Here is a 22,950-nt window from a genome sequence, read left to right on the forward strand (position 1 = left end):
ACTCCTCACTGCTGTTCCACATAGTGTTTGAGACGGTTAAGCACATCGCCCCAATGGGTGTTGCAAAACGGCATATGGGGATCGTCGTCAGCCCAGCCATCATCACGTAGGCTTACCACGGTAAGCCCATCCCCCGCGTCGGCCAGCCTGAACGACAAGGTCTTGCCAGGAGAGGTGCCAGCGCCCTCAATGCAGGTCTGACGAATGCCCACGTCCGGCTCGAGGGAATCGGTGCGCCAGCTGAAACGCAAACCTGGTTTCGGAGTGAGGGTCAACACAGCTCCGGGAGTGATCTTGCCTTCCACCGTTCCAAGGTGCCAGCGCGCCATTTCGTCCCGCTCGGTCAAGGCTTTGTAGACGCGCTGCCGTGGCGCGTTGATCTTGGTTGCGTGGTGCAACGTACTCATGACTTGCTCCTTGGCGCAGCGCGTTTTGCTCGGATGATGATTAGTCCCGGCCCTATGGAAGGAATTCGATGAAATCTTGTTTATGTCGCGCCATGGTTTCCGAGCAGAGCAGCAGCGTCCCAAAGGCAGCCCGGGCCGTCATTGATAACGCTTCTCAATAGCGGTATCCTCGCCGCCTTTCCTGTTCCGAGCAGCACAATGGACGCGGCCAGCAGACTCAGGCTGTACCTGGAACACCGGCGTTCGCTGGTGCGCTACGTCGCCTCCATGGTAGGAGGCACGGCACAGGCCGAGGACGTGGTACAGGACGCCTGGCTGCGCTTCGCCAATGAGCGCCTCAGCGATATCGAGCGCCCCCTGCCCTATCTCTATCGCATCGTGCGCAACCTGGCCCTGGATACGCAAAGGCGGTACGAACGCCAGCCATGGGCAAGTGACGAACACGCCCTGGACGGGCTCAGCTGCGACCTCTCCTCACCCGAACGTCAGTTGCACGGTCATTACGAGTTGCGTCAGCTGGAACATGCCTTGTGTAAACTGCCGGCCAGAACCCGTCGGGCATTCGAGTTGCATCGGCTCGGTGGCCTGAGCTACCAGGCCATCGCCGAAGCCCTTGGAATCTCCGCGGGACTGGCCCATCAATTGGTTCGCGAGGCGTTGGTACATTGCATGGAGGCGTTGGACGATGACTGAGCATCCCCTTTCGGGCGGCGCTCCCCCGGAATCACTGGTCCGCTCCGCCAACCGGCAGGCGGCGGACTGGCTATTGCGTATCCAGGCCTCCCCCGAAGACGTGGACCTGCCCGAACAACTGGCCCAATGGCTGAACGAGCACGAATCCCACCCCAAGGCCTACGCCAAGGCTCAAAGAGCCTGGGCCCTGGCGGGGGGTCTTGCCCCGCGAGCGGCACCAGCGGCAGCAGAGGCGCGGGCTTTGCCCGTAAGTGCCCAGACACGTCCTCGGCAGCGACACCGACTGGCCTGGCTCAGCAGCGCGGCGGCGGCCGTGCTGATTGCGCTAGGGGCTTATCAACACTGGTTGCCAGGTGCCGACTACCGTACCGGCGTGGGCGAACGCAAGACCGTTGAACTGGCCGATGGCAGCCAGGTGCAACTGGATACTGACAGTGCCGTGACGGTGCGCTTCGAGGTAGGTGGGCGCCATGTAGAATTGCTGCGCGGGCAGGCCTTCTTCAAGGTCACTCACAACGCCAGTCGCCCCTTCCTGGTGGACGCTGGTCCCATCACCGTCACGGTCACCGGCACAGCCTTCGAGGTTGGGACTGGCCCAGATGGCGCACACGTAGAGGTAGCGCAAGGCTCGGTGCAGGTCGCCATGCCTGACGCATCGGTCGAAGTGCTCAAGGCCGGGGATAGCCTGCGCGCCGATGCCAGCGGCATGCACAAGGCCCCCCTCACCGCTGTTCAAATAGCGCCCTGGCGAAACGGACGCCTGGCGGTCAACGGCCAGTCCGTGGCCGAAGTGGTCAGGGAAATAGACCGTTACCTTCCCGGGACGGTGCTGATGCCGAACGATGAGCTCGGCCAGCGCAAAGTGACCGGGCTATATGACATTGACCAGCCGGAGCAGGCCCTGCGCTCGGTGCTACAGCCATGGTCAGCACGGCTTCGCCAGCTTGCGCCCTACATTTACGTCGTCGAAGAAAAATAATTTCACAAATTCTGAAGATTTCTTTCTGCAGCGCGTCATTCCCCCGACTAATGAGACTCATTCGCAGGTTTTAACCTGCTCGGGAGACAGATGCGTTACTTCATCCACAGCGAGCGCCGACCTTCATGGCTGGCCACTGCCCTATTGGCAAGCCTGTTCGTTGCCCATCCCGGGCAAGTATCGATGGCCGCCCCCTTGTACGATGCCGGTCAGGTCCAGGATTTCGACGTCCCTGCCCAGCCCTTGGGGGCGGCCCTGTTAGCGTTTGCTCAGCAAAGCGGCCTGCAACTGACCATTGATGACGCCTTGCTGGCCGGTCGCCGGTCCGCCCCCCTCATGGGCCATATGAGCAAGGCGGCCGCCTTGGACCAGCTGCTTCGCGACTCAGGAATCGCCTGGTCGGTAGACCCGCACAACATGCTGACCTTCAGCCTGGCGCCAAGCGGTGTCACCGGTGCGGCCCTGAACCTGCTGAAGACACCCGCGCCGCCGGTGGAACTGGCACCCACGCTGGTGCTGGGCGAGGTGGAGAATGCCTATGCAGGTGCCACTGTCATCGACCGCCGTTCGATCCAAGCGTTTCCTGGCGCCAATGGCGATATCACCACCCTGCTACAGATGCACCCCTTGGTGAGCTTCGACAATGCTCAGAAAGGGTCCAACAGCCCCGGCGAGATCGAGCCCGCCAACATCAGTATCAATGGCGCCAAGTACTACCAGAACAGCTTCATGATCGACGGCGTCGGAATCAACAATGACCTGGACCCAGGGGCCAACAGCTACAACGAGATACGTCAGTTCGACTCTACTCCCAGCCGTGCCCACGGCATCGCCTTGGACGCGGACCTGCTGCAGGAAGTACGGGTGTACGACAGCAACGTGCCAGCCGAATATGGCGGCTTCAATGGTGGCGTGGTCGACGCCATCACCCGCGCGCCCAGCCAGGCGTTGCATGGCAAGCTGTCCGCGGCCATGACCCGTTCGGAATGGACCCGCTACCACATCAGCGAAGCAGACCGCGGCGACTTCGAAACCGCCTCGGACGAGCAATACCAACCTGAATTCGTCAAGACGACCGTACGCGGAACCCTCGAAGGCCACCTCACCGAAAACTTTGGCGCCCTGCTCAATTTTTCCCGCAAGCGTTCGACCATTCCCCTGCATGCCTATAGCGATGGCTACAGCAGCCAGACCAAGGACCAGACTCGCGAACTGGACAATTACCTGCTCAAGACCTACTGGCAGGTCAACGAGCAGCTGTTGCTGGACACGTCCTTTACCTACGCGCCCCAAGACAGCTACTACTTCGTGGCCAACCGCAAGGACTCCGGGTTCACCACCCAGAATGGTGGCTACCAGGCCTCGATCAAGGCCACCTGGCTCGCCGACCGGACAACCTGGACGCATACCTTGGCGCTGACCGACCTGCACAGCTCCAGGGACGCGGAAAGCGACGATTATGTGAACTGGTATTATTCCAGCACCAAGAACTGGGGGCGCCTGAACGGCAACACGTCGCGCAGCGCCGAAGGCAGTTTCGGCGACCTGGAGCAAACCCAGCGAGGCGTCAGCTACAAGCTCAAGGGGCAGTGGTTGCCCGTATCGCTCGGCGCCAGCGAGCACCGCGTCGGCGCGGGCCTGGAATGGGCCCATACTCGGGCCACCTGGGAGCGGGCCGATGATGCCCAGGCGGCCACTGGCCTGGGCCGAGACAACGGCGCCTGCCTGAGCGGTGATGCCCTGTGCTCCAACGGCACCCTGCTCAACGGCAGCAACCGCCAGTACGCGACGACCTACACGCGCTATGCCGCGGGGCGCCTGGAAACCCAACAGAACCAGTTGGGCGTCTTTCTCGAAGACCAGATCGTATTGGGCCGCTACAGCGTACGCCCGGGCCTGCGCCTGGACTACGACAGCTATTCCACCCAGACCACCCTGGCCCCGCGCCTGGCCATGGACTATGACCTCTTCGGCGATCGCTCAACCGTACTAGTGGCGGGTGCGAACCGCTATTACGGCCGCAACCTGTACAAATACGCCCTGTCCGATGGCCGCCAGGCATTGAACACTACCTATACTCGCCGCACTTACAACGGCGCCTGGACCGCCACGCGCCAGGTCAATACGACCCGCTACAGCAGCCTGGACGTGCCCTACGACGATGAACTGATGGCAGGTATCCAGCAGCAATGGCTTGGCACGGATGTCGACTTCAAGTACGTACACCGCTTCGGCCGTGACAAGATCACTCGCAGCACCGCCAAGACACAGCAGTTGGAAAGCGGCGACGGCAGTAGCTACGTTACCAACTACTACACCTGGACCAACGCTGGCCGCAGCGAAACGGACAGCCTCACCCTGACCGTGACACCCCGGCAGCGTCTCGACTGGTTGGGCACCCAGACCAGCGCCCAGCTGGCGGCGAACTGGACCCGCACGAAGGACGCGTACACCGACTACGAAAGCGTGCTCGATGCCAACGAGTATGCCGATGGTGACGTGGTCTATGACGGCAAGCTCACCCGCTGGAGCGAGCTTCCGGCGCGCAACTTCAATCGCCCTTGGACACTGCGCCTGACCACCATCACCGATATCCCGGCGCTGAACCTGGACTGGAGCAACTTCTTCCGCTATCGCGGCAGCTATGACCAGATCGTGGACACCGGCGATGACATTGCCCTGGACGGCATCGAGTATGCCCTTTATGAGAAGGCCCGCGTGCCGGGTGCCTTCACCTGGGATACCCAAGTGGCCTGGGAACTGCCCTTGCGCAAGGACGAAGCCGTGTTCGTCACCCTCGACATCACCAATCTCACTGACAAGGTGAACCGCATCGTCAGCGCCACCTCTGGCGCCACCACCTATGAAACCGGCCGGCAATATTGGCTGGAAGTCGGCTACCGCTTCTGAGAACCCCTGGCATGATGAAGATGATGAGTTGCTGGCTGCTCGCCACGCTAGCAGGTGCCCTGTGTCTTTCTGCCCACGGCCAGGCCCTGGAATGGGACAAGCGCATAGTCGCAGGTGAACTGAGCAACGGCCTGCAGTACCGTCTGGTGCCACTGCCCAAGGCCGGCGGCCGGATAGAGGTGCACCTGACGGTGCGTGCCGGCTCCCTGGATGAAACCGCAAGCGAAATCGGGGTGGCGCACCTGGTCGAACACCTGGCCTTCTACAACCGCGACTCGCGCGGGCAGACTGTACGCGAGCGACTGCTCGGTGCGGGGTGGAAACAGGGCAGCCACTTCAATGCCGTGACCAATTACGAACGTACCCAATACCGCCTCAGCCCACCCCAAGGCAATGTTCAGCTGGACCTGGCCCTGGAGACTCTGGCGCAGTTGGCCGGCCCCGCCACCTTCAGCGAGACGGACCTGGCCAGCGAACGCCCCGTGGTGCTGGCAGAGTGGCGCGAAGGCCTGGGCACCTTCCAACGCATGAACGATCAACGCATCGCCAGCCAGCGCGGCGGCTCGGCTTATCCCCACCACCCCACCATCGGTAACGAAAAGGCGATCCAGACCGCCAGGCTGGCCTCGCTGTACGACTATCAACGACGCTGGTACCACCCCAATAACATGCTCATCACACTCGTGGGGGATCTATCCCCGGAGATAGCGATCGCCGCTTTCGAGCGGCACTTCGGCGCACTGCCCAGGGCTGCGCTACCCGCGAAGGGCGAGCGTGAACTGGCCCTGGATGACCAGCTCAAGGTCTACCGCCTGCAGGACAGCCAAAGCGGCAGCAACCAGGTCACGCTGCTCTACCGTTTGCGCACCCCGGCCAGTAGCGCAGCCACTGCCGATGGTCTGCGTGAACGCTTGATCGACCGGCTGACCGCCAAAGCCACGCTTCGCCTGCTGCAACAGGCACCCCGCGGCGAACATCTGAGCGCCTACAGCCTGCAAAAGATGCGCATCGGCCGCGACAGTACCGTAGTCGGTTTTGCCGCCACCCCTCGTGGCGCACAGCACCCAGAGGCCTTGCGCCGGCTGTTGGGGGAAATCGAGCGGATCAGGCGTCATGGTTTTCCCAAGGCGCTGGTGGATGAACTCAAGCGCGACATCCGCCAGGTAGCCTTGGCCATGCAAGGCAACGAAAGGGACAAGGACCTTCGCGAATGGCTGATTCAGTTGGACGAAGCCGAGCGCCAGCACTTGCCACTGACTACTCGCGAACAGCGCGCGCGGCTGAGCTTGCAAGCGCTGGACAGCATCGACCCGCCTACCCTGCAGGCTCGCTTGCGGGCGTGGACCGACGCAAAGGATCAGGTCGTGCAGATCACCGCCCCAACGGCCCTGGCCGTAACGCTGCCGAGCCCGGAGCGGATCGCCAAATGGCGCGCCCAGTGGCGAGACAGTCCCCTGTCGGCCACGAAGCTTGTCGCTGAAACGGCCATGGCCGAAGACCCGGATCTGACACCGAGCACAACCGAGGGCCGCATCGTGGAGCGCCAGACCTTCGCCAAGGAGCAGGTTGAACATTGGCGGTTAAGCAATGGCGACCGGCTGGTCTGGCTCAAGCGACCTGGCCCCGATGGACGCATCGCACTGCGGATAGACAGCCCCAGCAGCGCCGCCATGGCCACCAACCCGAGGCCGGCGCAACTGAGCCTAGAGCTGATGAGCCGCGTGCTCCCAGGCTGGGACGAACCCCGTACTCAGGCCTGGAAAACCAAACGCGCGCTGCAATCGAGCTGGCTGGTCGGGCCAGGGCGCATGGAGTTCCAGGCCAGCGCGCCAGTTGCCCACGTGGCCGACCTGCTCAGGTTCTATCACCATCAGCAAGCCAACCAGGATCTGCACCCTGCACTTCTACAAAGCACGCGCGAAGCCATGCAGCGCCAAGGGCAGCGTCCGGACAGCGTGAGCCGCCAACAGGCCGCAGCCTGGCTTAGCCTGGAACAGGCCACCACCGGGCCAACAGCGCCAGCGGACCTGACCCCCATCGCTATCGTGACCCCTTGGCGCCAACAGGCCGCGGTGCCGGTCACTTACTATGTCATGGGCCTGCTGCCTGAACACGAACTGGAGGCACTGGTGCGCCAGGAGCTGGCCAGCCTGGCTCGTGGCGAGGCCCTGGCCAGCGCCACGGCGTCCCCACTGCCCGCCCGCGCTGTGAAGACGCTCCCCATCGGCATCGAGCCCCGTGGGGACCTGAAGTGGGCCAGCTACCATCCGCTGCGCTGGGCGCCCGAAGATGCCGCCCAGATCGCCCTGCTCAGCGACCTGGCCCGCCGCCAGCTCAAGTCACGATTGCGTGATGAAGCCCGGGGCGTGTATAGCGTGGAGTTTTCCAGCACCCTGACCCCAGGCGCGGACCACGTGCACAGCCAACTCAGCCTGCGCACCGCGCCCAAGCAACTAGACGAACTGGTGGCCCTGGCCGAACAGACCCTCCGGGAATTGCCACTAAGCCTTGAAGAAGAGACGGCCAGGCGCCTACGCGCCCAGTTGGCCCAGGATGAGCGAGCCCGCAGGGCTGACCCCGCCACCCAACTGGCCCGCTTGCAGCTATCGGAAAGACAGTACGGCGATCCGCGCTACCTGAGTACGCAGACGGCCTTGAGCGAGCATGTTTCGCTGGCGAGCCTGCAACGCCTGGCGCGTACCCTGATAGATAGCGAGCATAGCTTGCAGCTACGTACAGTCCCGGTACCGCAACCCTGACCTTCTACTATCAGCCTCTATAACGCCTGTTCCCCAGCTGGCGCTGGGTCCCACAGGGCATGCAAAGTCCCGTTGGAGGTAGCGAAGCTGTCGAATGGCAGGGTCTGTAAACGCCCGTTCCCCGGTTGGCGCTGGGCCCCACGGCGACGAATGCGCCCTGCCTACAGCTGAGGCATCGCCTGTGCGCGCCACAGGCTTTCATAGAGGCCGCCAGCGCTGCGTAGCTCATCCGGGGGGCCGTCTTCGACCACGCTGCCGTCCTGCATCACCAGCACACGGTCGAAACTGGCGATGGTGGCCAAGCGGTGGGCGACCGCGAGCACGGTCCGGCCTTGCATCAGGTCGTTCAACGCGGCCTGGATCACCGCTTCGGAGCGCGAATCCAGGGCGGCGGTGGCTTCGTCGAGAATCAGGATGCGGGCGTTCTTCAAGAATGCCCGAGCGATGCCCAGGCGCTGGCGCTGCCCCCCAGACAACATCACGCCCCGTTCCCCTACCTGAGTGTCATAGCCCTTGGGCAGCTGTTCGATGAAATCATGGCAATAGGCGCTGCGCGCGGCGGCGATCACTTCCTCGCGGGTGGCCTCGGGACGGCCGTAAAGAATGTTTTCGTATATGGTGCGATTGAACAGCGCCGGTTCCTGGGGTACCACGGCGATCTGCCGGCGCAGGCTGTCCTGGCTGATTTCGCGCACGTCTCGGCCGTCAATGCGGATCGCGCCCTCGGTTACGTCATCGAGCCGCTGCAGCAATCCGATCAAGGTGGATTTGCCCGCTCCGGAGGGGCCGACGATACCTACCCGCTGGCCAGGCTCGATGCGTAGATCCAACTGGCGCAGCACCGTCCCTCCGCCCTGATAGGTGTAGGTGACCTGGGACACCTCGATGGCACCCTGTTGCACAGGCCAGTCCGCGTCATGGTCAGGCAAGGCGTGAGGCTGAGCGATGATCTGCAGGGTTTCACCGATGGCCCCCATGTGCTGGCTGGTGTCGACCAATGCCAGGGCCAGGTCGCGAGAGCCGTGCAGAATACGGAAAGTCAGCGCGCTGACCATGACCACATCGCCCGCAGTTACGCCACCCTGGGTCCACAAGGCGATGGCCCATGCGAGCATGCCGCCGGCCATCAGCGCCAGGCAAAGGTCATGCAACACCCTGGCTTTTTCCAGGTACAGCCAGCTGCGCCGCTGGGCCTGGGCTTCGGCCTGAATTTTTTCATCCAGCCGGCGTCGCTCACGCTCCCTGGCGGAAAATGCCTTGATGGTCCAGACATTGTTGACCAGATCCACCAGTTCGCCGCCAACCACGGCGGCCTGGGCCGCGAAGTGCTGGTGCTTGCTACGCCCGCGGATACCGAAGAAAGTGATGATGGCTGCCACCATTGCCACCGAAACCACCAGCGCCGCGGCCATTTCCAGGCGCACCGTGGCCAGCACCACCACCGCGCCGATGAAGTCCACGCACGGTGGCGTGATCTTCCAGATCAGCGCGCCGTACACGGCACCGGCGGCCGAGCCTGTGGCCGAGATCCGTGCTCCGAGGGCGCCAGCATAGTGCTCCGTGAAATAGCGCATGGGGTGGCCGGTCAGGTGGCTGAACAGGTCCACCCGCATGTCCGCGCAACTGGCTACCACCGTGCGGCAACCCAGCCAGCCGCCCAGGCGCCAGAACACGTTTTCCACGGCGATCAAGGCAATGAACAGGAAGAACGGCAGCCACACACCAGCATCGCCACGGTGATTGTCGTTCATGCTGTCCACCAGCAGCTTCATGCCGTATTGCACAGCCACCGCGCAGCTGGCCCCGCCGATGATAAAGCTGGCTACTCCGGCATAGGCGCCAGGGCGTCTTCGCACATAAGACCAGAGGAAGCCGGCGGCGGTGGGCGGGGGCGTTGTACTGCCACCCGCCGATTTCATGCCGATACCCGCTGACCGTGCAGCCCGGCTGGCAGGCGGTCCCCGATACGTTCGGCCAACCGTTTCAGGGCTTGCCGCGTGCCGGCATGGACCGGGCGGCAGCCCTGGGCGTCAGGGAAGCCCAGCAAACCGGTGTGGCAATGGCGGTCGTCGTCCCAGCCGGGGTAATCTAGTACCGGATAAAGACACAGCCCCTCCAGCGGCACCCCGGCGGCCAAGGCCTGGTCCACCTGCTCGCCCATGTAGTCCAGCCAGGGTTCACGGCCGTCGCCTTCGGCCCCGGTTTCGGTGATGATCATGGGCCGACCATAGCGCAAGTGCGCTTCCTTGAGCATTGCCAGAAAGGGTCGGTAGTCCGGGTGTCCGCGCGGGATCTGTGCTCCACCCAGGTACCACTGGTTATGCGGGTAGAAATTCAGCCCGAGGATATCCAAGTACTCTTCGCGCCCGCCCAGGCCTGGCCATGCGCGACCGCTGAGTAGATCCCAGGCCTCGAACTGCGCCTGGCGATAGTTTTCCGCACCCTCGCCATCCTGCGGTCGATCAGGCGCAGGCACCACGTTGATCAGCGGGTCGGCCTGAACAAAGCGCGCCCGAGGGTCCACGGCGCGAATCGCTTCGATGGCCGCGATGCTGGCGCGCACGAGCTGATGCTTGAGCTCCATGCCGCGCCGCTCGCGGCTGGGGTTGAAGTACGAGACGTCGCCCCCGGCCCAGGCCCAGAAAGAGATTTCGTTGATCGGGCAGTAGAACGGCACGCTATCGCTACGCTCGCGCACATGCTGGGCAGCCGCGCCGGCAAAACGGGCGAAGCGTTCGACGAAGGCCGGCTGCCAGATGTCCAGGTCATCAGGGTAGCCGTAGTGGCAGATGTCCCAGATCACCTGGGTGCCCGTACGCTCGGCCGCGTCGAGCAACAGGTCGAAACTGCTCCAGTCGTACAGGCCGGGGCGCTGTTCGATCAGGTGCCAGCGCAGGCCGTCACGCACCGTGGCGATGCCTTCCGTCCGCAGAGCCAGGTAGTCCGCCTCAGCGTGCCGGGCATGGCCGGTACTGGCCAGCAGGTCGAGCCTGCGCCCATCGGCGCGGCGGCAACTGGAGCACTCGAACCCGCCCATGACGAAGCTGGCCAGCAGCTCAGGCCTGTGCATAGGGGGCCTCCGCCGAACCGCCCTGCTCCGCTTCTTCGATGCGCTGGTACAGCGCCAATGCCTGCCCTACGACCTGGTCCATGTTGTAGTACTTGTAGGTGCCCAGCCTGCCGAGGAAGGTCACCCCCGGGGTGCGATCAGCCAGCGCCTTATAGCGCTGATACAGCTCGGCGTTCTCGGCGGCAGGCACGGGGTAGTAAGGGTCCCCTTCAGCGCTGGGGTATTCGTAGGTGATGCTGGTATGAGGATGTTCCTGGCCGGTAAGGTGCTTATACTCGGTGATCCGCGTATAGGGCACTTCCTCGCTGGGGTAGTTGACCACCGACACAGCCTGGAACCGAGCCTGGGGCAGGCTGCGGTGCTCGAAGCGCAGGGAACGGTAAGGCAGCTTGCCCAGCTTGAAGCCGAAATACTCATCCACCGGCCCGCAGTACACCAGGTGCCCACGGGGCAGGCGCTGGTCGACCACGGCGAAGTCGGTGCCCAGCAGGATGTCGATATTGGGATGGTCGAGCATGCGTTCGAACATCGCGCTGTAGCCGTTCTTCGGCATGATCTGGAAGGTATCCCCGAAATAGCGGTCGTCCGTGTTGGTGCGGGTAGGCACCCGCGCCGTCACGGAGCGATCCAGTTCGGAAGGGTCCCGCCCCCATTGCTTGCGGGTGTAGCCGCGGAAGAACAGCTCATACAGCTCACGGCCTACCTGGCTGACCACCACATCTTCGGAAGTGCGGACAGGGTCCACCGGCTCGGCGCGCTCGGCCAGGAAGGCCTGGGCGCCGGCTTCGTCCAGCTCCAGGCCGTAGAGCGTGTTCAGGGTAGTGAGGTTGATGGGCACCGGCACTTGCTGGCCGCGCACCTCGGCCAGCACCCGGTGCTCATAAGGCCGCCACTCGGTGAAGCGAGAGAGGTAGTCGACGATGCGTTGGGCGTTGGTATGGAAGATGTGGGGGCCATAGCGATGCACCAGCACGCCGCTCTCGTCCAGATGATCGTAGGCGTTGCCACCGATATGCGCGCGGCGGTCGACCAACAGCACACGCTTGCCCAGCCCGGCGGCCAACCGCTCGGCCAGTACGCTACCGGCGAAGCCCGCTCCCACGATCAGGTAGTCGTAGAAAGGGGTGCCTTGCGGCTCACCATGGGCGCCCCCATGAATGGCCGGCGTGTTGGCACGCTCAAGCGCTTGTTCCAGGCTTATCGCAGGCATTGGATCTGCTCCATCATGGCATTCCAGGTGTTGTCCCAGGACATGCCCCGCAGGGCTTGGTCGGCGTGGCGTAGCAGTTCGGCGCGATCCTGACCCTGGACCAGGGCGCGCTCCACGGCCGCGATGAACTGTTCTGGCGTTTCGGCGATATGCACCACGGCACTCTCACCGTAGGTACGCACCACATCGGTGATGGGGGTGGACACCACCGGGCAACCGCCGGCCAGGTATTCGGGGGTCTTAGTGGGGCTGATGAAACGGGTGGCCTCGTTCCGCGCGAAGGGCATCAGCGCCACGTCCCAGCCAGCCAGGTAGGCCGGCAGCTCGTCATACCCCTTGCCACCCAGGTAGTGGATATTGGGCAAGCGCGGCAGGCTGGCGGGGTCGATCTTCACCACCGGCCCCACCAGCACGATCTGCCAGTCGGGGCGCTGACGTGCCACGGCTTCCACCAGAGGCACATCGAAGCGTTCGTCGATGACCCCGAAAAAGCCCAGGCGCGGGCGGGCAATGCCAGCCTGGTCCGCCGGCTCGGCCAGACCCTCACGGGCCGCGCCGAAGTGTGCGATGTCCACGCTGCTAGGCATGGCGTGGGCATTGGCATGCTGGCTGCGCTTGGCTTCCCAGATGCTCACGCCCCCGGTGAAGACCACGCCTGCGCGGGCCAGCAGTTGCTTTTCGCGCTCCAGCAACTCGGGCGGCGCGCCCTTGAACGCAGACAACTCGTCCATGCAGTCGTAGATGGTGACCTTGGGCCGCAGATGGTCGCTGAAACCCAGGCTCATGGGGGTGAAATACCACAGCAGCAACTCAGGGTGAGGGTTGTCCCGCAGGTAGCCATCGAGCACCTCGCGCAGCGCGGCCTCGGTGGCGGCAAAGTCCAGCCCATGCGGTACCCGAGGCGTGACTACGGTCACACCGTTGCCCTGTGGATAGACCTCCAGGTACGGCGTATCGGTGTCGACGGGTATGGGCTCTTCGAAGAACAGCACGTCGAAGCGACGGGCCATGCGCGACATCAGGTGCTGGGGCCGTTGATACACGAATCCCCAACGTAGATGGGAAAGGCAGACCAGCAGCGGTCGCGCGGTGGGGTTCGGAGCCAGACCAGGGGCGCGTGTTTCGGCGACCGCGGCTAAAGGTTGCTGGGACGGGACGTTCATGACCAGAGCTTCCTTGTGTTGTCAGCAGGTAGGGCGACTCCACTACGTTCCCGAAGGATCTCGAGCCGACGTAAGCACAGGTATGGATGCCCTGCTCCCCTTCGTCGTTCAGCACCGCCGTCATGCGAAGCGACGAACGACACGACCGCTCGCGTTTTAGGTTGAACTGTCTTGCCCTGTCTCGCTTCCGTAATTCAATACGCAAGCTGTGCGTGTGCTCATTGGCACGCCCGGCCACCGATCACGAACGCTTGGGAAAGGGACGGCCGATGATTCTGGTAACAGGTGGAGCGGGGTATCTCGGGGCGCACGCAGTACTTGCGCTGCTGGAAGCGGGTGAAGAGGTGGTAGTGCTGGACAACTTCGCCAATAGCAGTCCTGAAGCGCTCAGACGGGTAAGGCGCATCAGCCGGCGCAAGCCAGCTTTGGTGGTAGGCGATGTCCGCAACCGGTCGGTGCTCGATGACCTGTTCAAGCGCTTTCCTGTCGATGCAGTGATGCACTTCGCGGGTCTGAAGGCCGTGGGTGAAAGCGTGCGACAACCGTTGCGCTATTACGATACCAACGTCGGCGGCAGCATCAACCTGTGCCAGGCGATGGCCTATGCCGGCGTGTTCACCCTGGTGTTCAGCTCTTCGGCGACGGTCTATGGGGATTGCCAGCGAATGCCCATCGATGAGCAGACCGCCTGCGGTCACCCGACCAACCCCTATGGCCAGTCCAAGCTGATGACCGAACAGGTACTGGCCAGCCTGGCCCAGGCGGACGACCGTTGGAGCATCGGCGTGCTGCGCTACTTCAATCCGGTTGGCGCGCACCCGTCGGGCCTGTTGGGCGAATCACCCAAAGCCGTCCCCAGCAATCTGTTGCCCTACCTGCTGCGGGTGGCTGGAGGGCAATTGCCAGCGCTTCCGGTGTTCGGCAACGACTATCCCACCCCGGACGGGACCGGCGTACGGGACTACATCCATGTGCTGGACCTGGTTGCCGGTCATCTGGATACCCTCGCCTACCTGCGTCGCAGCAGCGGCATTCGCGCCTGGAACCTGGGCACCGGCCTGGGCTATTCGGTACTGGAACTGGTGCACGCCTTCGAACGCATAAGCGGCATCAGCGTGCCGCTGGACATGCGCGAACGCCGTCCTGGCGATGTAGCCAAGTGCTGGGCCGACGCAACCCGGGCCAGGGAAGAGCTAGGCTGGGTGGCCCGGCGCGACCTGGATACCATGTTGCGCGACGCCTGGCATTGGCAACGGGCCAACCCCACCGGGTACAGCAAAATGCCTGGCAGCGGCACGGCCGCCAAGGTAGCCGACGAGCGCGCCAGCGCTTTGCCCCTGCGCTAGGTCCGTAGGGAACTGCGGGCTCCCGACGAGCCGCTCTCATGCAATGCGCGGCGCCGCCGATAAGGAAGGTAGGCGCCAGCTTCGGCACAGCGCGCGCTGGCTCACTGTCGTCAAGGTCCTGCATGTCATGAACGTACCTACCCCTCCTGAGCGCAAACCCAAAGGCGTCAAGCACCGCGCTACCGTGGTGTATCGCCAGAACGGCGAAGTGTTGTTCGTACGCAAGCGCAACGCCAAGTGGAACCTGCCTGGCGGGCGGGTAGAAGCCCATGAAACGCCCCTGCAGGCGGCGCTGCGGGAAATGGCCGAGGAAACCGGCCTGGCCTTGGCCAACCTGCGCTTCGTCACTCATCACTACGAAATGGGGGTCATTCATTACGTGTTCGAGGCCGAGTTCAAGGAACAGGCCGTCCCGCGCCCCTGCAATGAAATCGAGGCCTGCCAGTGGTTCCGCCCGGAGGAGATCAGCGAGCGGGAGGTCCGTCGCCCTATCCTCGCGCTACTTCAATCACAAGCCTGACGCGTCCGCGTGTTGGGCCCTGAAGCTACTGTCGCTCCTGGTAGACGAACTTGGGCATGCTCCAGTGGTACCTGATCGCCAGCAGCCGCAGTAGCAGCCCGGCGGACAGCGTCAGCAAGGTGGCCTGCTCCACCGGCATCCCCAGCTCCAGGCATAGCAGAAAGCACAGGGCCGCTGCCAACGAGGCGCTGGCATAGATTTCGCGGCGGAACACCAAGGGGATGTCATTGCAGAAGATGTCCCGCAGGATGCCGCCGAATACTCCGGTGATCACCCCACTCACCGCTACCACCAGCCAGCCCAGGCCCATCTCCCGCGCCGTCATGCAGCCGATCAGGGTGAACGCCATCAGCCCCAGCGCATCGAGTACCAGAAATAGCTGGCGCAGCCGCCGCATCAGAGGGGCGATGAAGATGGTAAGGATGGCAGCCGACGTAGTCAGCATCAGGTATTCCGGATGCTTCACCCAGGCCAGGGGGTAATGGCCCAGTAGCATATCCCGGACGGACCCTCCACCCAAGGCTGTGGCGCAGGCCACGAACACCACGCCGAACCAGTCCATGCCCCGGCGCCCTGCGGACAGGGCGCCAGTCATGGCTTCGGCGGTGATCGCAACGAGATAGAGAGCAAGCAGCATGGAGGCTTCCAACGACGGACGGGCGCCCGCAGGGCGACGGGGCACCAAGGGTACGCAAATCGCCGATGCCGCGCCAACCGTGCCTGGGCTAGCTGGCCAGCAGCTCCCGCACCCTGGTGGTCAACTGCTCCACCGTGAACGGTTTGGTCAGTACCGCCATGCCTGCTCCCAGGCTCGCGCCTGCCATGGCGGCATTTTCCGCATAGCCGGTGATGAACAGCGTTCTGAGCCCTGGCCGCAGTTCCCGTCCGGCGTCGGCCATCTGGCGACCGTTCATGCCACCGGGCAGGCCGACGTCGGTGATCAGCAGGTCAATCCGCGCCGAAGAGCGCAACAGCGACAGGCCGGCCGCGCTGTCCGCGGCTTCCAGCAGGCTGTAGCCCAGTTCGCCCAGCAGGTCTGCCAGCAACAGACGGACCGTGGGTTCGTCGTCCACGATCAGAATGCTGTGCCCGGGCTGGTCGCCCACTCGCGGGACAGGCTCGACCCTGGTCAAGGTAGGGCCCGTCTGGCCCTGGTAGCGCGGCAAGTGGATCTGCACGCGCGTGCCTTCGCCCAGGTTGGAATAGATGCGCACCTGCCCCCCGGACTGCCGGGCGAAGCCGTAGATCATCGACAGGCCCAGCCCGGTGCCCTGGCCGATGGGCTTGGTGGTGAAGAAAGGGTCGAACGCCTTGGCCATTACCCCCGGTGTCATGCCGGCCCCATTGTCGGTCACACATAGGCTAAGGTATTGCCCTTCGGGGGTATCGAGCCCCCGAGCCGTCTGGGTATCGAGGCAGACATTGGCGGTTTCGATGACGATGCGCCCACCGTCGGGCATGGCATCCCGCGCATTCAGGCACAGGTTCAGCAGTGCGTTTTCCAGCTGACTGGCATCCACCAGGGCCGGCCACAGATCCGGCGCTCCGCTGGCTTGAACCACAATACCGGGGCCCACGGTGCGCTGCACCAAATCGATCATGCCCTCGATCAGCGCGCGGACGTCGGTGGGGCGCGGATCCAACGTCTGCCGCCGGGAAAAGGCCAGCAGGCGGTGGGTCAAGGCCGCGGCGCGACGGGTAGCGCCCTGAGCCGCCTCGATGTACCTGCCGGCCTCGGCCGCGCGACCTTGAGCGATCCGCGACCCAAGCAACTCCAGGGCACCGGAGATCCCGGCCAGCAGGTTATTGAAGTCGTGGGCCAGGCCGCCGGTGAGCTGGCCCACGGCTTCCATTTTCTGGGACTGGCGCAGCTTCTCTTCAGCATGCATCAGTTCAGTGCTGCGTTCCGCGACTCGTTGCTCGAGGGTTTCATTGAGCGCCCGCAAGGCGGCCAGGGCACGGTCACGCTCGGCTTCGATCGCCCGTCGCTCCTGCACGTCGATCAACACGCCGGGGAAGCTCAACGGGGTGCCATCTTCACCCCGATCCACCCGGCCGTTGGCTTCGAGCCAGTAATAGTTGCCGTCGGCGCGGCGTACCCGGTACTGGTGCGCGTAGGCACCGCCTTGGGCGATCACCTGGTTGATCGCCGCGCTCAGCGAGGCGCGATCATCCGGATGAACAGTGGCGGTCACCTGGCTCAGGCTCAGCCCCTTCAGGCCGAGGGCCGGGTCGAGCCCGAACGCGCGGGCGAAGGCCTCATCCACGGAAAAGCGATCCGTGGGCAGGTCCCAATGCCAGGTGCCGATGATTGCCCCGGCGGCCAGGGCCAGCTGTACTCGCTCCACGTTTTCCCGCGCCAGGGCTTCGCTGACACGCAGTCGCTCCTGTGCCGCGCGTCGCTCCGTGACATCACTGAACAGAATGGCGATCTGCCGCTGCGCCGGGTTGCCCACGCGTACGGCACGCACGTCGAACCAGCGTTCGAAGGTATTGGCGTAATTCTCGAAAGTGGCCGGCTCGCCGGTCTTGGCTACGTGGCCATAGGTTTCGAACCAGAAGCGCTCCAGTTCCGGCGCGAATTCCTTGACTCGCTTGCCGCGCAGGTCGACCCCGGCCTGGCGCTCGAACGCCGGATTCGCCTCCAGGAAACGGTAGTCGATGGGTTCGTCCTGCTCGTCGAAGATCACCTGAACGATGGCGAAAGCGGCGTCGACGGTTTCCAGGATGGTCCTGAAACGCTCCTCGCTCTGGCGCAGGGCCGTCTCGGCAATGCGGATGCGGGTCAGGTCCAGCATGGCGCCGATCATCTGTACCGGCCTACCCGTTGCGTCACGAGACAAATGGCCTCGATCGAGCACTTCGGCGTAAGAGCCGTCAGCTCGACGAAAACGGTATTCCTGCACCCAGGCCCGCTCCGCGCCCTTCACCGCTGCTTCTACCGAGGCCCAGACGCGGTCGCGGTCGGCCGGGTGAATGTGCGCCAGCCACCAGGCCGCCGTGCTGTCGATCTCGGCGGGGGCGTAGCCATAGCTGATCTCCAGGGCCTGGCTGCGCAGCACATGGCCACTGAGGATGTCCCAGTTCCATACCACATCACTGCTGGCGCGCACGGCTTCACTGAAAGGATGGGCGGTCAGCGCGCGCCAGGGCTGCCCACCCATGCCTCGATCGAGGGGCGCTGGCGGGCAGGTCGGCGCATCGGGGTCCAGCCCGGCGGAGGTGAGCATGCCGCGCAGCCGGGTGTTCTCAGCTTGCAGCGCTTCAATGCTTGGCACGCTCAACGGCCACCTCGGCATAGCAGTGGATATCGAAGGCTCGGCATGGTCGAAATCTCTAAACGACAGGGAGGTGGTTCGGAAGGCTGGCTTGCACCCGAAGGCGCGCCAGCATGGCGCCAGTACCGGCTTTGTACAAGCCCATGCCGTACGCTGCTTACGAACGGCATCGCTTCTTTTTTACGTTGGGCTATCGGCGCGCTGGCCTACCTACCCATTCGGGGAATGGTCTGAGTGGCATCGTCGGGCGACAGTGCGCGCCGACGTTTCCATTTCGCACCAGGAAGGCTGCCATGACCACCCTCGCCCCCACGTTCTTCGATACCTTCGACCAGGCCAAACTGGTGGCCGCCGACAAGGCCCATTACCTTCACGGCTTTCATATGTTCGACGAGCACCGCGAACAGGGCTCCCTGAACATTGCCGCTGGCCAGGGCGCCTATATCTACGACACCCTGGGCAACCGCTACCTGGACGCGGTGGGCGGCATGTGGTGCACCAACATCGGTTTAGGCCGCGAGGAAATGGCCGATGCCATCGCTGCCCAGGTACGCGCCCTGGCCTATGCCAACCCCTTCGCGGACATGGCCAACGTGCCAGCCATCGAGCTGTGCGAAAAACTGGCCAGCCTGGCGCCAGGCGACCTCAACCATGTATTCCTTACCACAGGCGGCTCCACCGCCGTGGACACGGCCTACCGGCTGGTGCAGTTCTACCAGAACGCCCGCGGCAAACCGGAAAAGAAGCACATCCTCTCACGCATCAACTCGTACCATGGCTCTACCACCCTGACGATGAACATCGGTAACAAGGCCGGTGACCGCGCACCGGAGTTTGATTTCCAGAACGACCTGTTCCATCATCTCTCCTGCCCCGGCTACTACAGGGCGCCGGCGGGGATGACCGAAGCGGATTTTCTCGAGCATCTGGTCAGCGAGTTCGAGGCCAAGGTGCTCGAACTGGGGCCGGAACGGGTCGCCGCCTTTTTCGCCGAACCCATCATGGGCTCCGGCGGGGTGATCATTCCGCCAGCTGGCTACCATCGTCGCCTGTGGGAGCTGTGCCAGCGCTACGACATTCTTTATGTGGCCGATGAAGTGGTCACCTCCTTCGGTCGTCTCGGCCACTTCTTCGCCTCTGCCGACGTGTTCGATGTCCAGCCAGACATCATCACCACCGCCAAGGGGCTGACCTCCGGCTACTTGCCGCTGGGTGCCTGCATCTTTTCTTCGCGCATCTGGAACCTGATCAGCGAGCCTGGGCAGGGTCGCTGCTTCGCCCACGGCTTTACCTACAGCGGGCATCCGGTCAGTTGCGTGGCGGCCCTCAAGAACATCGAGATCATCGAACGCGAAGGCTTGCTGGCCCACGTGGAGGATGTAGGCCGCTACCTTGAAGCCCGGCTGGCGACCCTGGCCGAGCTGCCCCTGGTCGGGGAAGTCCGCTGCAAGCGGTTGATGGCCTGTATTGAATTCGTGGCCGATAAACGCAGCAAGGCCCTGTTCCCCGACGAAGTGAACATCGCCGAGCAGATCCACAGCCGCGCCCAGGCCAAGGGCTTGCTCGTTCGCCCCATCGCGCACTTGAACATCATGTCTCCACCCCTGGTAATCACCAGGGCCCAAGTGGACGAGGTGGTGACGACCCTGCGCGAGGCTATCCTGGACGCCGCCACGGCACTTACCGCCAGTGGCCACTATACCGGCGCCTGAGGACTTTACATGCCGGTCCGGTTAGACTGACGGCCATGATACCCGAGCCCGTCTTGCCCCCCACGCCCATGCTTTGCCAGTGGCACGCCCGATTGGCCCGTGCATTGGCGGCCGTGGGGGATGAAACCTTCGTTCCTCGTCTGTGCGATGCCTTGGTAGCCCTTGGCGCGGAAACCCTGGTGGTGTGCCTGGAACGCAAAAGCCAGGCGCCGGAACTGATTCACGCCCAAGGCTTGCTAGCGCCGTTTCGCGACGAGATCGTCAATCGCTACTTCACCGCGGGCTACCTGCTGGACCCGTTCTGCCTTGCGGTGGAGAGTGGCCTGAGCGAAGGCTTCTACCATCTTTCCGAAATCGCCCCGGACGATTTCTTCAGCAGCGAGTACTACAAGACCTACTACCTCAAGTGCGGCGTCACCGATGACTGCTACTTCATCATCGACATCGACGCCAGCACAAAGGTATCGCTGTGCCTGTTCCAGGGTCTTAGCCAGGGAAGCGTCAGCCCCGCCCAGCAAGCGCTGTTCCGGGCGGTGGCGCCGTTGGTGCTGGAGCTGTTTCGCCAGTTCTCCCGCCAGGGTGGCCTGGCCGGCTTCGGCGCCCTGAGGATGAAGAGCCCGTTTTCCTCACCGCTTCATCAGGACCTGACTCGGGCATTCGAGCGTTTCGGTAGCGACGCCCTGACCGAGCGCGAGCGGGAAATCAGCCAGTTGATCCTGCGTGGCCACTCGGTGAAATCCACCGCCAAGGCGCTGAGCATTTCTCCGGAGACGGTGCGCATGCACCGCAAGAACCTCTACACCAAGCTGGCGATCAGCTCACAGGCCGAGCTGTTCGCTCTGTTCATCGACTGGCTGACCCAAGGCAGCCCCGCCTGACCAACCGAGGCCCCATGCCCCCTCTGCACATCGCCCCGCTGCAATACACTGATCTGGTTGACGTTCTGCCCTTTCTAATGGGCGCGCGCGGGATGATGTTCCCCAAGCTGGAAGGCAGCCCCCTGCCCACGGACCTTGCACAGCTACAAAGCGTTTACCAACAGAACTCAAGTTGTCTGTTGCTGGCGCGCCAGGACGGCAAGCTCGTCGGCACCATCGGATATCTTCCCTACGATGGGCGCTTCGCCAACATTGCTTATCCAGGTTTGCGGACTGTGGAAGTGGTCCGCCTGTTCGTCGCGCCCGGGCACAGGCGTGGGGGCGTGGCCCGCTCACTCTGGCTGGCCCTGCTGGAACACGCCAAGGCCAACGGCCAGCAGGTGCTGTACCTGCATACCCATCCCTTCCTGGCAGGCGCTATCGACTTCTGGCAACGACAAGGCTTCGAGTTGCTTCAGGTCGATCCGGACCCCGTCTGGCAAACCACCCATATGCAGCTGCGCCTGGTCGACCGGGGCAGCTAACCGTGCACGCTGTAGCACACCGCATCAGCGGGCATCGGCACTTCATCCACGGCATGGATCACCGAGGCGGCCAGTGCCTCTTCGGCGTTGAGAATACGCGGCGAAGCGATCAGGCAGCGAGAGACATCCAGAGGCACGGCGGCGCCATAGGTGCGCTCGTCGACGATGCGCGAGTACAGTTCCAGGTCGTAGTCCAGACTCATGGCGTACTCGGACATGCGCGCGTGGTCCACCGACCCGTGGAGGTTCCAATGGAAGGGGTGGAACAGGAACTTGCTGTGCTTGCAGGCGGTACGGCGGTCACCAGCCAGGAAAATGATGTTGCCCATGGATTCCACCGTGCCCAGGTTGTGGGTATGCACGGGGATGGGCAGGGCGATCAGGAAGTTGTAGAGAGAGAAACCGTAGCTGCACTCGCCGCCCATGGTGGCGATCTTGATGATGATTTCCGAGGCGCCTTTGTGCACGGCCTGGGAACACTTTTCAATCAGCTCGCCGGTTGAAGTGGAGTTGATAGACGAGGTGAAGTGGACGATATGTGTTGTCATGACTAACGGCTCTCCCAGCGGCAAGGTAAAGCAAACCGAGCTAGCGCCCTGTTACAGGAATGTTGAACAGGACTGCATTGGGCCAGTTCAGGAGCACCCTGAGCAGGGGGACGGATGGCGCTAAATGCTTGTGTATTGACTAAAAGCGCATTGATCTACCTTGACCAAGGAAGCTGTCCCTGGCTGGACAACCACGGTGCTTCTTATGTGAGAGAATCCGGTTTCTTTCTCGAAGCCATCGCTGGAGTCCCGATGCCCCTGCCCCGTCTGTTCGCGCCCGCGCTCTGCCTGGCCGTACTCTGCGCCGCCCTGCCTCTGGGCCAGGCCCAGGCCGCTCGTCCCGCCGCGGCCGCCAGCACGCTGAGCACCGGCACAGCCGTTTCACTGTTGGGCGGCAAGCTTCACTTCATTTTGCCCGCAGGCTACCAGGCCGCGCCCCTGCCTCATGGCGACGCCGCCAAGGGCACTGCTGACGCCGAGGGCACGCTTTATATGAATGACAGCCAGAAGCGCATCGTGGTCGCAACCCAACTCCCGCTACAGAACGATGCCGGCGCGGCGGGTGCCGACGAGGTGTTCCTGGCGGGTATCAGCGAAGGGTTCGTTACGCAACAGGCGCAGGCATTGCCAGACTTTCACAAGACGGGAGAAGCTCAGGTGATTCTCAACGGCCTGCCCGCCCAGCGTCTGGACGCTACCGCCAGCATCGGTGGCGGCAAAACCCTGACCACTTATTTCATCGTCGCCGAAGGCAAGCGAATGGCGGTGGTACAGGTCATCTCCCGCGAAGCCGACCGCAGCGGTCACGACGCCATGGTGCAACGTATTCTCGGCAAGTAGGCGTAGGCCCTGGGAGGCTGGCGAATGGAGGCTTCGAGACCATTGGCCAGCTGACGCCGGCGCAACACCCCGCCAGGAACGAAAAAAGGCGACCCTTGCGGATCGCCTTTTCT

Annotated in this window: 18 protein-coding genes; 10 read left to right on the plus strand and 8 right to left on the minus strand. The window is 63.6% G+C overall.

Annotated features, from left to right (window positions below):
* Positions 1–5: 5 nt before the first annotated feature.
* Complete coding sequence (locus BN1188_RS08155) at positions 6–407, minus strand: SRPBCC family protein (RefSeq protein ID WP_040260914.1); 402 nt, start codon at positions 405–407, stop codon at positions 6–8.
* Positions 408–605: 198 nt separating this feature from the next.
* Here BN1188_RS08155 and BN1188_RS08160 point away from each other — a divergent pair, with 198 nt between their 5' ends.
* The 4 genes from BN1188_RS08160 to BN1188_RS08175 all read left to right on the plus strand — a co-directional run bounded on the left by BN1188_RS08160 (position 606) and on the right by BN1188_RS08175 (position 7,748).
* Positions 606–1,100, plus strand: coding sequence for a sigma-70 family RNA polymerase sigma factor (locus BN1188_RS08160; RefSeq protein WP_040260915.1), 495 nt, complete (start codon positions 606–608; stop codon positions 1,098–1,100).
* Positions 1,093–2,079, plus strand: coding sequence for a FecR family protein (locus tag BN1188_RS08165; RefSeq protein ID WP_052469210.1), 987 nt, complete (start codon positions 1,093–1,095; stop codon positions 2,077–2,079). Before BN1188_RS08160 ends, BN1188_RS08165 begins: the two co-directional genes overlap by 8 nt.
* Before the next feature lie 90 nt (positions 2,080–2,169).
* On the plus strand, positions 2,170–4,989 hold the full coding sequence (locus BN1188_RS08170) for a TonB-dependent receptor (protein WP_052469211.1): 2,820 nt from the start codon (positions 2,170–2,172) through the stop codon (positions 4,987–4,989).
* Between the two features lie 11 nt (positions 4,990–5,000).
* Positions 5,001–7,748, plus strand: coding sequence for a M16 family metallopeptidase (locus BN1188_RS08175; protein WP_040260916.1), 2,748 nt, complete (start codon positions 5,001–5,003; stop codon positions 7,746–7,748).
* A 161-nt stretch (positions 7,749–7,909) separates the two neighbouring features.
* Here the strand turns inward: BN1188_RS08175 and BN1188_RS08180 are convergent, their stop codons facing one another.
* The 4 genes from BN1188_RS08180 to BN1188_RS08195 are packed head-to-tail and all read right to left on the minus strand — an operon-like array spanning position 7,910 to position 13,191.
* Positions 7,910–9,667, minus strand: coding sequence for an ABC transporter ATP-binding protein (locus BN1188_RS08180; RefSeq protein ID WP_040260917.1), 1,758 nt, complete (start codon positions 9,665–9,667; stop codon positions 7,910–7,912).
* Positions 9,664–10,818 (minus strand): glycoside hydrolase family 1 protein, encoded by a 1,155-nt coding sequence (locus tag BN1188_RS08185; RefSeq protein WP_040260918.1) that lies wholly within the window; start codon positions 10,816–10,818, stop codon positions 9,664–9,666. The genes BN1188_RS08180 and BN1188_RS08185 overlap by 4 nt, the downstream gene beginning before the upstream one ends.
* Positions 10,805–12,028, minus strand: coding sequence for a UDP-galactopyranose mutase (gene glf, locus BN1188_RS08190; RefSeq protein ID WP_084596180.1), 1,224 nt, complete (start codon positions 12,026–12,028; stop codon positions 10,805–10,807). Before glf ends, BN1188_RS08185 begins: the two co-directional genes overlap by 14 nt.
* Positions 12,016–13,191, minus strand: coding sequence for a glycosyltransferase family 1 protein (locus BN1188_RS08195; protein WP_040260919.1), 1,176 nt, complete (start codon positions 13,189–13,191; stop codon positions 12,016–12,018). The genes glf and BN1188_RS08195 overlap by 13 nt, the downstream gene beginning before the upstream one ends.
* Before the next feature lie 269 nt (positions 13,192–13,460).
* On the opposite strand from BN1188_RS08195, the gene galE reads away from it, so the two are divergent.
* Positions 13,461–14,537: a UDP-glucose 4-epimerase GalE gene (gene galE, locus BN1188_RS08200; RefSeq protein ID WP_040260920.1), complete on the plus strand. Its 1,077-nt coding sequence runs from the start codon at positions 13,461–13,463 to the stop codon at positions 14,535–14,537.
* A 127-nt stretch (positions 14,538–14,664) separates the two neighbouring features.
* Positions 14,665–15,057, plus strand: a complete 393-nt coding sequence (locus tag BN1188_RS08205; protein WP_040261426.1) for an NUDIX domain-containing protein — start codon at positions 14,665–14,667, stop codon at positions 15,055–15,057.
* Between the two features lie 25 nt (positions 15,058–15,082).
* On the opposite strand, the gene BN1188_RS08210 is transcribed toward BN1188_RS08205, so the two are convergent.
* A complete protein-coding gene (locus BN1188_RS08210) occupies positions 15,083–15,694 on the minus strand; it encodes a trimeric intracellular cation channel family protein (protein ID WP_040260921.1) in 612 nt (203 codons plus the stop codon).
* An 88-nt stretch (positions 15,695–15,782) separates the two neighbouring features.
* The gene (locus BN1188_RS08215; protein WP_187375319.1) at positions 15,783–18,287 is read right to left on the minus strand and encodes a PAS domain-containing protein; all 2,505 of its coding nucleotides are present in this window, start codon (positions 18,285–18,287) and stop codon (positions 15,783–15,785) included.
* A 341-nt stretch (positions 18,288–18,628) separates the two neighbouring features.
* Here BN1188_RS08215 and BN1188_RS08220 point away from each other — a divergent pair, with 341 nt between their 5' ends.
* The 3 genes from BN1188_RS08220 to BN1188_RS08230 are packed head-to-tail and all read left to right on the plus strand — an operon-like array spanning position 18,629 to position 21,449.
* Entirely contained in the window at positions 18,629–20,047 is a 1,419-nt protein-coding gene (locus BN1188_RS08220) for an aminotransferase (protein WP_040260923.1), read from the plus strand.
* Positions 20,048–20,082: 35 nt separating this feature from the next.
* Positions 20,083–20,925, plus strand: a complete 843-nt coding sequence (locus BN1188_RS08225) for a helix-turn-helix transcriptional regulator (RefSeq protein WP_040260924.1) — start codon at positions 20,083–20,085, stop codon at positions 20,923–20,925.
* A 14-nt stretch (positions 20,926–20,939) separates the two neighbouring features.
* Positions 20,940–21,449, plus strand: coding sequence for a GNAT family N-acetyltransferase (locus BN1188_RS08230; protein ID WP_040260925.1), 510 nt, complete (start codon positions 20,940–20,942; stop codon positions 21,447–21,449).
* On the opposite strand, the gene BN1188_RS08235 is transcribed toward BN1188_RS08230, so the two are convergent.
* Complete coding sequence (locus BN1188_RS08235; RefSeq protein WP_040260926.1) at positions 21,446–21,997, minus strand: ATP-dependent Clp protease proteolytic subunit; 552 nt, start codon at positions 21,995–21,997, stop codon at positions 21,446–21,448. The two genes, BN1188_RS08230 and BN1188_RS08235, sit on opposite strands and share 4 nt — an antisense overlap.
* Positions 21,998–22,249: 252 nt before the next feature.
* Between BN1188_RS08235 and BN1188_RS08240 the strand changes: the two genes are divergently transcribed.
* Positions 22,250–22,837, plus strand: coding sequence for a DcrB/PsbP domain-containing protein (locus BN1188_RS08240; protein WP_040260927.1), 588 nt, complete (start codon positions 22,250–22,252; stop codon positions 22,835–22,837).
* Positions 22,838–22,950 lie beyond the last annotated feature (113 nt).

The organism is Pseudomonas massiliensis, assembly GCF_000826105.1.
GTDB classification, from domain to species: domain Bacteria; phylum Pseudomonadota; class Gammaproteobacteria; order Pseudomonadales; family Pseudomonadaceae; genus Aquipseudomonas; species Aquipseudomonas massiliensis.

Bases quoted from the DNA above. Each gene is read 5' to 3' on its own strand.
- BN1188_RS08155 (WP_040260914.1), bottom strand. From the start codon at position 407: ATGAGTACGTTGCACCACGCAACCAAGATCAACGCGCCACGGCAGCGC.
- BN1188_RS08160 (WP_040260915.1), top strand. From the start codon at position 606: ATGGACGCGGCCAGCAGACTCAGGCTGTACCTGGAACACCGGCGTTCG.
- BN1188_RS08165 (WP_052469210.1), top strand. From the start codon at position 1,093: ATGACTGAGCATCCCCTTTCGGGCGGCGCTCCCCCGGAATCACTGGTC.
- BN1188_RS08170 (WP_052469211.1), top strand. From the start codon at position 2,170: ATGCGTTACTTCATCCACAGCGAGCGCCGACCTTCATGGCTGGCCACT.
- BN1188_RS08175 (WP_040260916.1), top strand. From the start codon at position 5,001: ATGATGAAGATGATGAGTTGCTGGCTGCTCGCCACGCTAGCAGGTGCC.
- BN1188_RS08180 (WP_040260917.1), bottom strand. From the start codon at position 9,667: ATGAAATCGGCGGGTGGCAGTACAACGCCCCCGCCCACCGCCGCCGGC.
- BN1188_RS08185 (WP_040260918.1), bottom strand. From the start codon at position 10,818: ATGCACAGGCCTGAGCTGCTGGCCAGCTTCGTCATGGGCGGGTTCGAG.
- glf (WP_084596180.1), bottom strand. From the start codon at position 12,028: ATGCCTGCGATAAGCCTGGAACAAGCGCTTGAGCGTGCCAACACGCCG.
- BN1188_RS08195 (WP_040260919.1), bottom strand. From the start codon at position 13,191: ATGAACGTCCCGTCCCAGCAACCTTTAGCCGCGGTCGCCGAAACACGC.
- galE (WP_040260920.1), top strand. From the start codon at position 13,461: ATGATTCTGGTAACAGGTGGAGCGGGGTATCTCGGGGCGCACGCAGTA.
- BN1188_RS08205 (WP_040261426.1), top strand. From the start codon at position 14,665: ATGAACGTACCTACCCCTCCTGAGCGCAAACCCAAAGGCGTCAAGCAC.
- BN1188_RS08210 (WP_040260921.1), bottom strand. From the start codon at position 15,694: ATGCTGCTTGCTCTCTATCTCGTTGCGATCACCGCCGAAGCCATGACT.
- BN1188_RS08215 (WP_187375319.1), bottom strand. From the start codon at position 18,287: ATGCTCACCTCCGCCGGGCTGGACCCCGATGCGCCGACCTGCCCGCCA.
- BN1188_RS08220 (WP_040260923.1), top strand. From the start codon at position 18,629: ATGACCACCCTCGCCCCCACGTTCTTCGATACCTTCGACCAGGCCAAA.
- BN1188_RS08225 (WP_040260924.1), top strand. From the start codon at position 20,083: ATGATACCCGAGCCCGTCTTGCCCCCCACGCCCATGCTTTGCCAGTGG.
- BN1188_RS08230 (WP_040260925.1), top strand. From the start codon at position 20,940: ATGCCCCCTCTGCACATCGCCCCGCTGCAATACACTGATCTGGTTGAC.
- BN1188_RS08235 (WP_040260926.1), bottom strand. From the start codon at position 21,997: ATGACAACACATATCGTCCACTTCACCTCGTCTATCAACTCCACTTCA.
- BN1188_RS08240 (WP_040260927.1), top strand. From the start codon at position 22,250: ATGCCCCTGCCCCGTCTGTTCGCGCCCGCGCTCTGCCTGGCCGTACTC.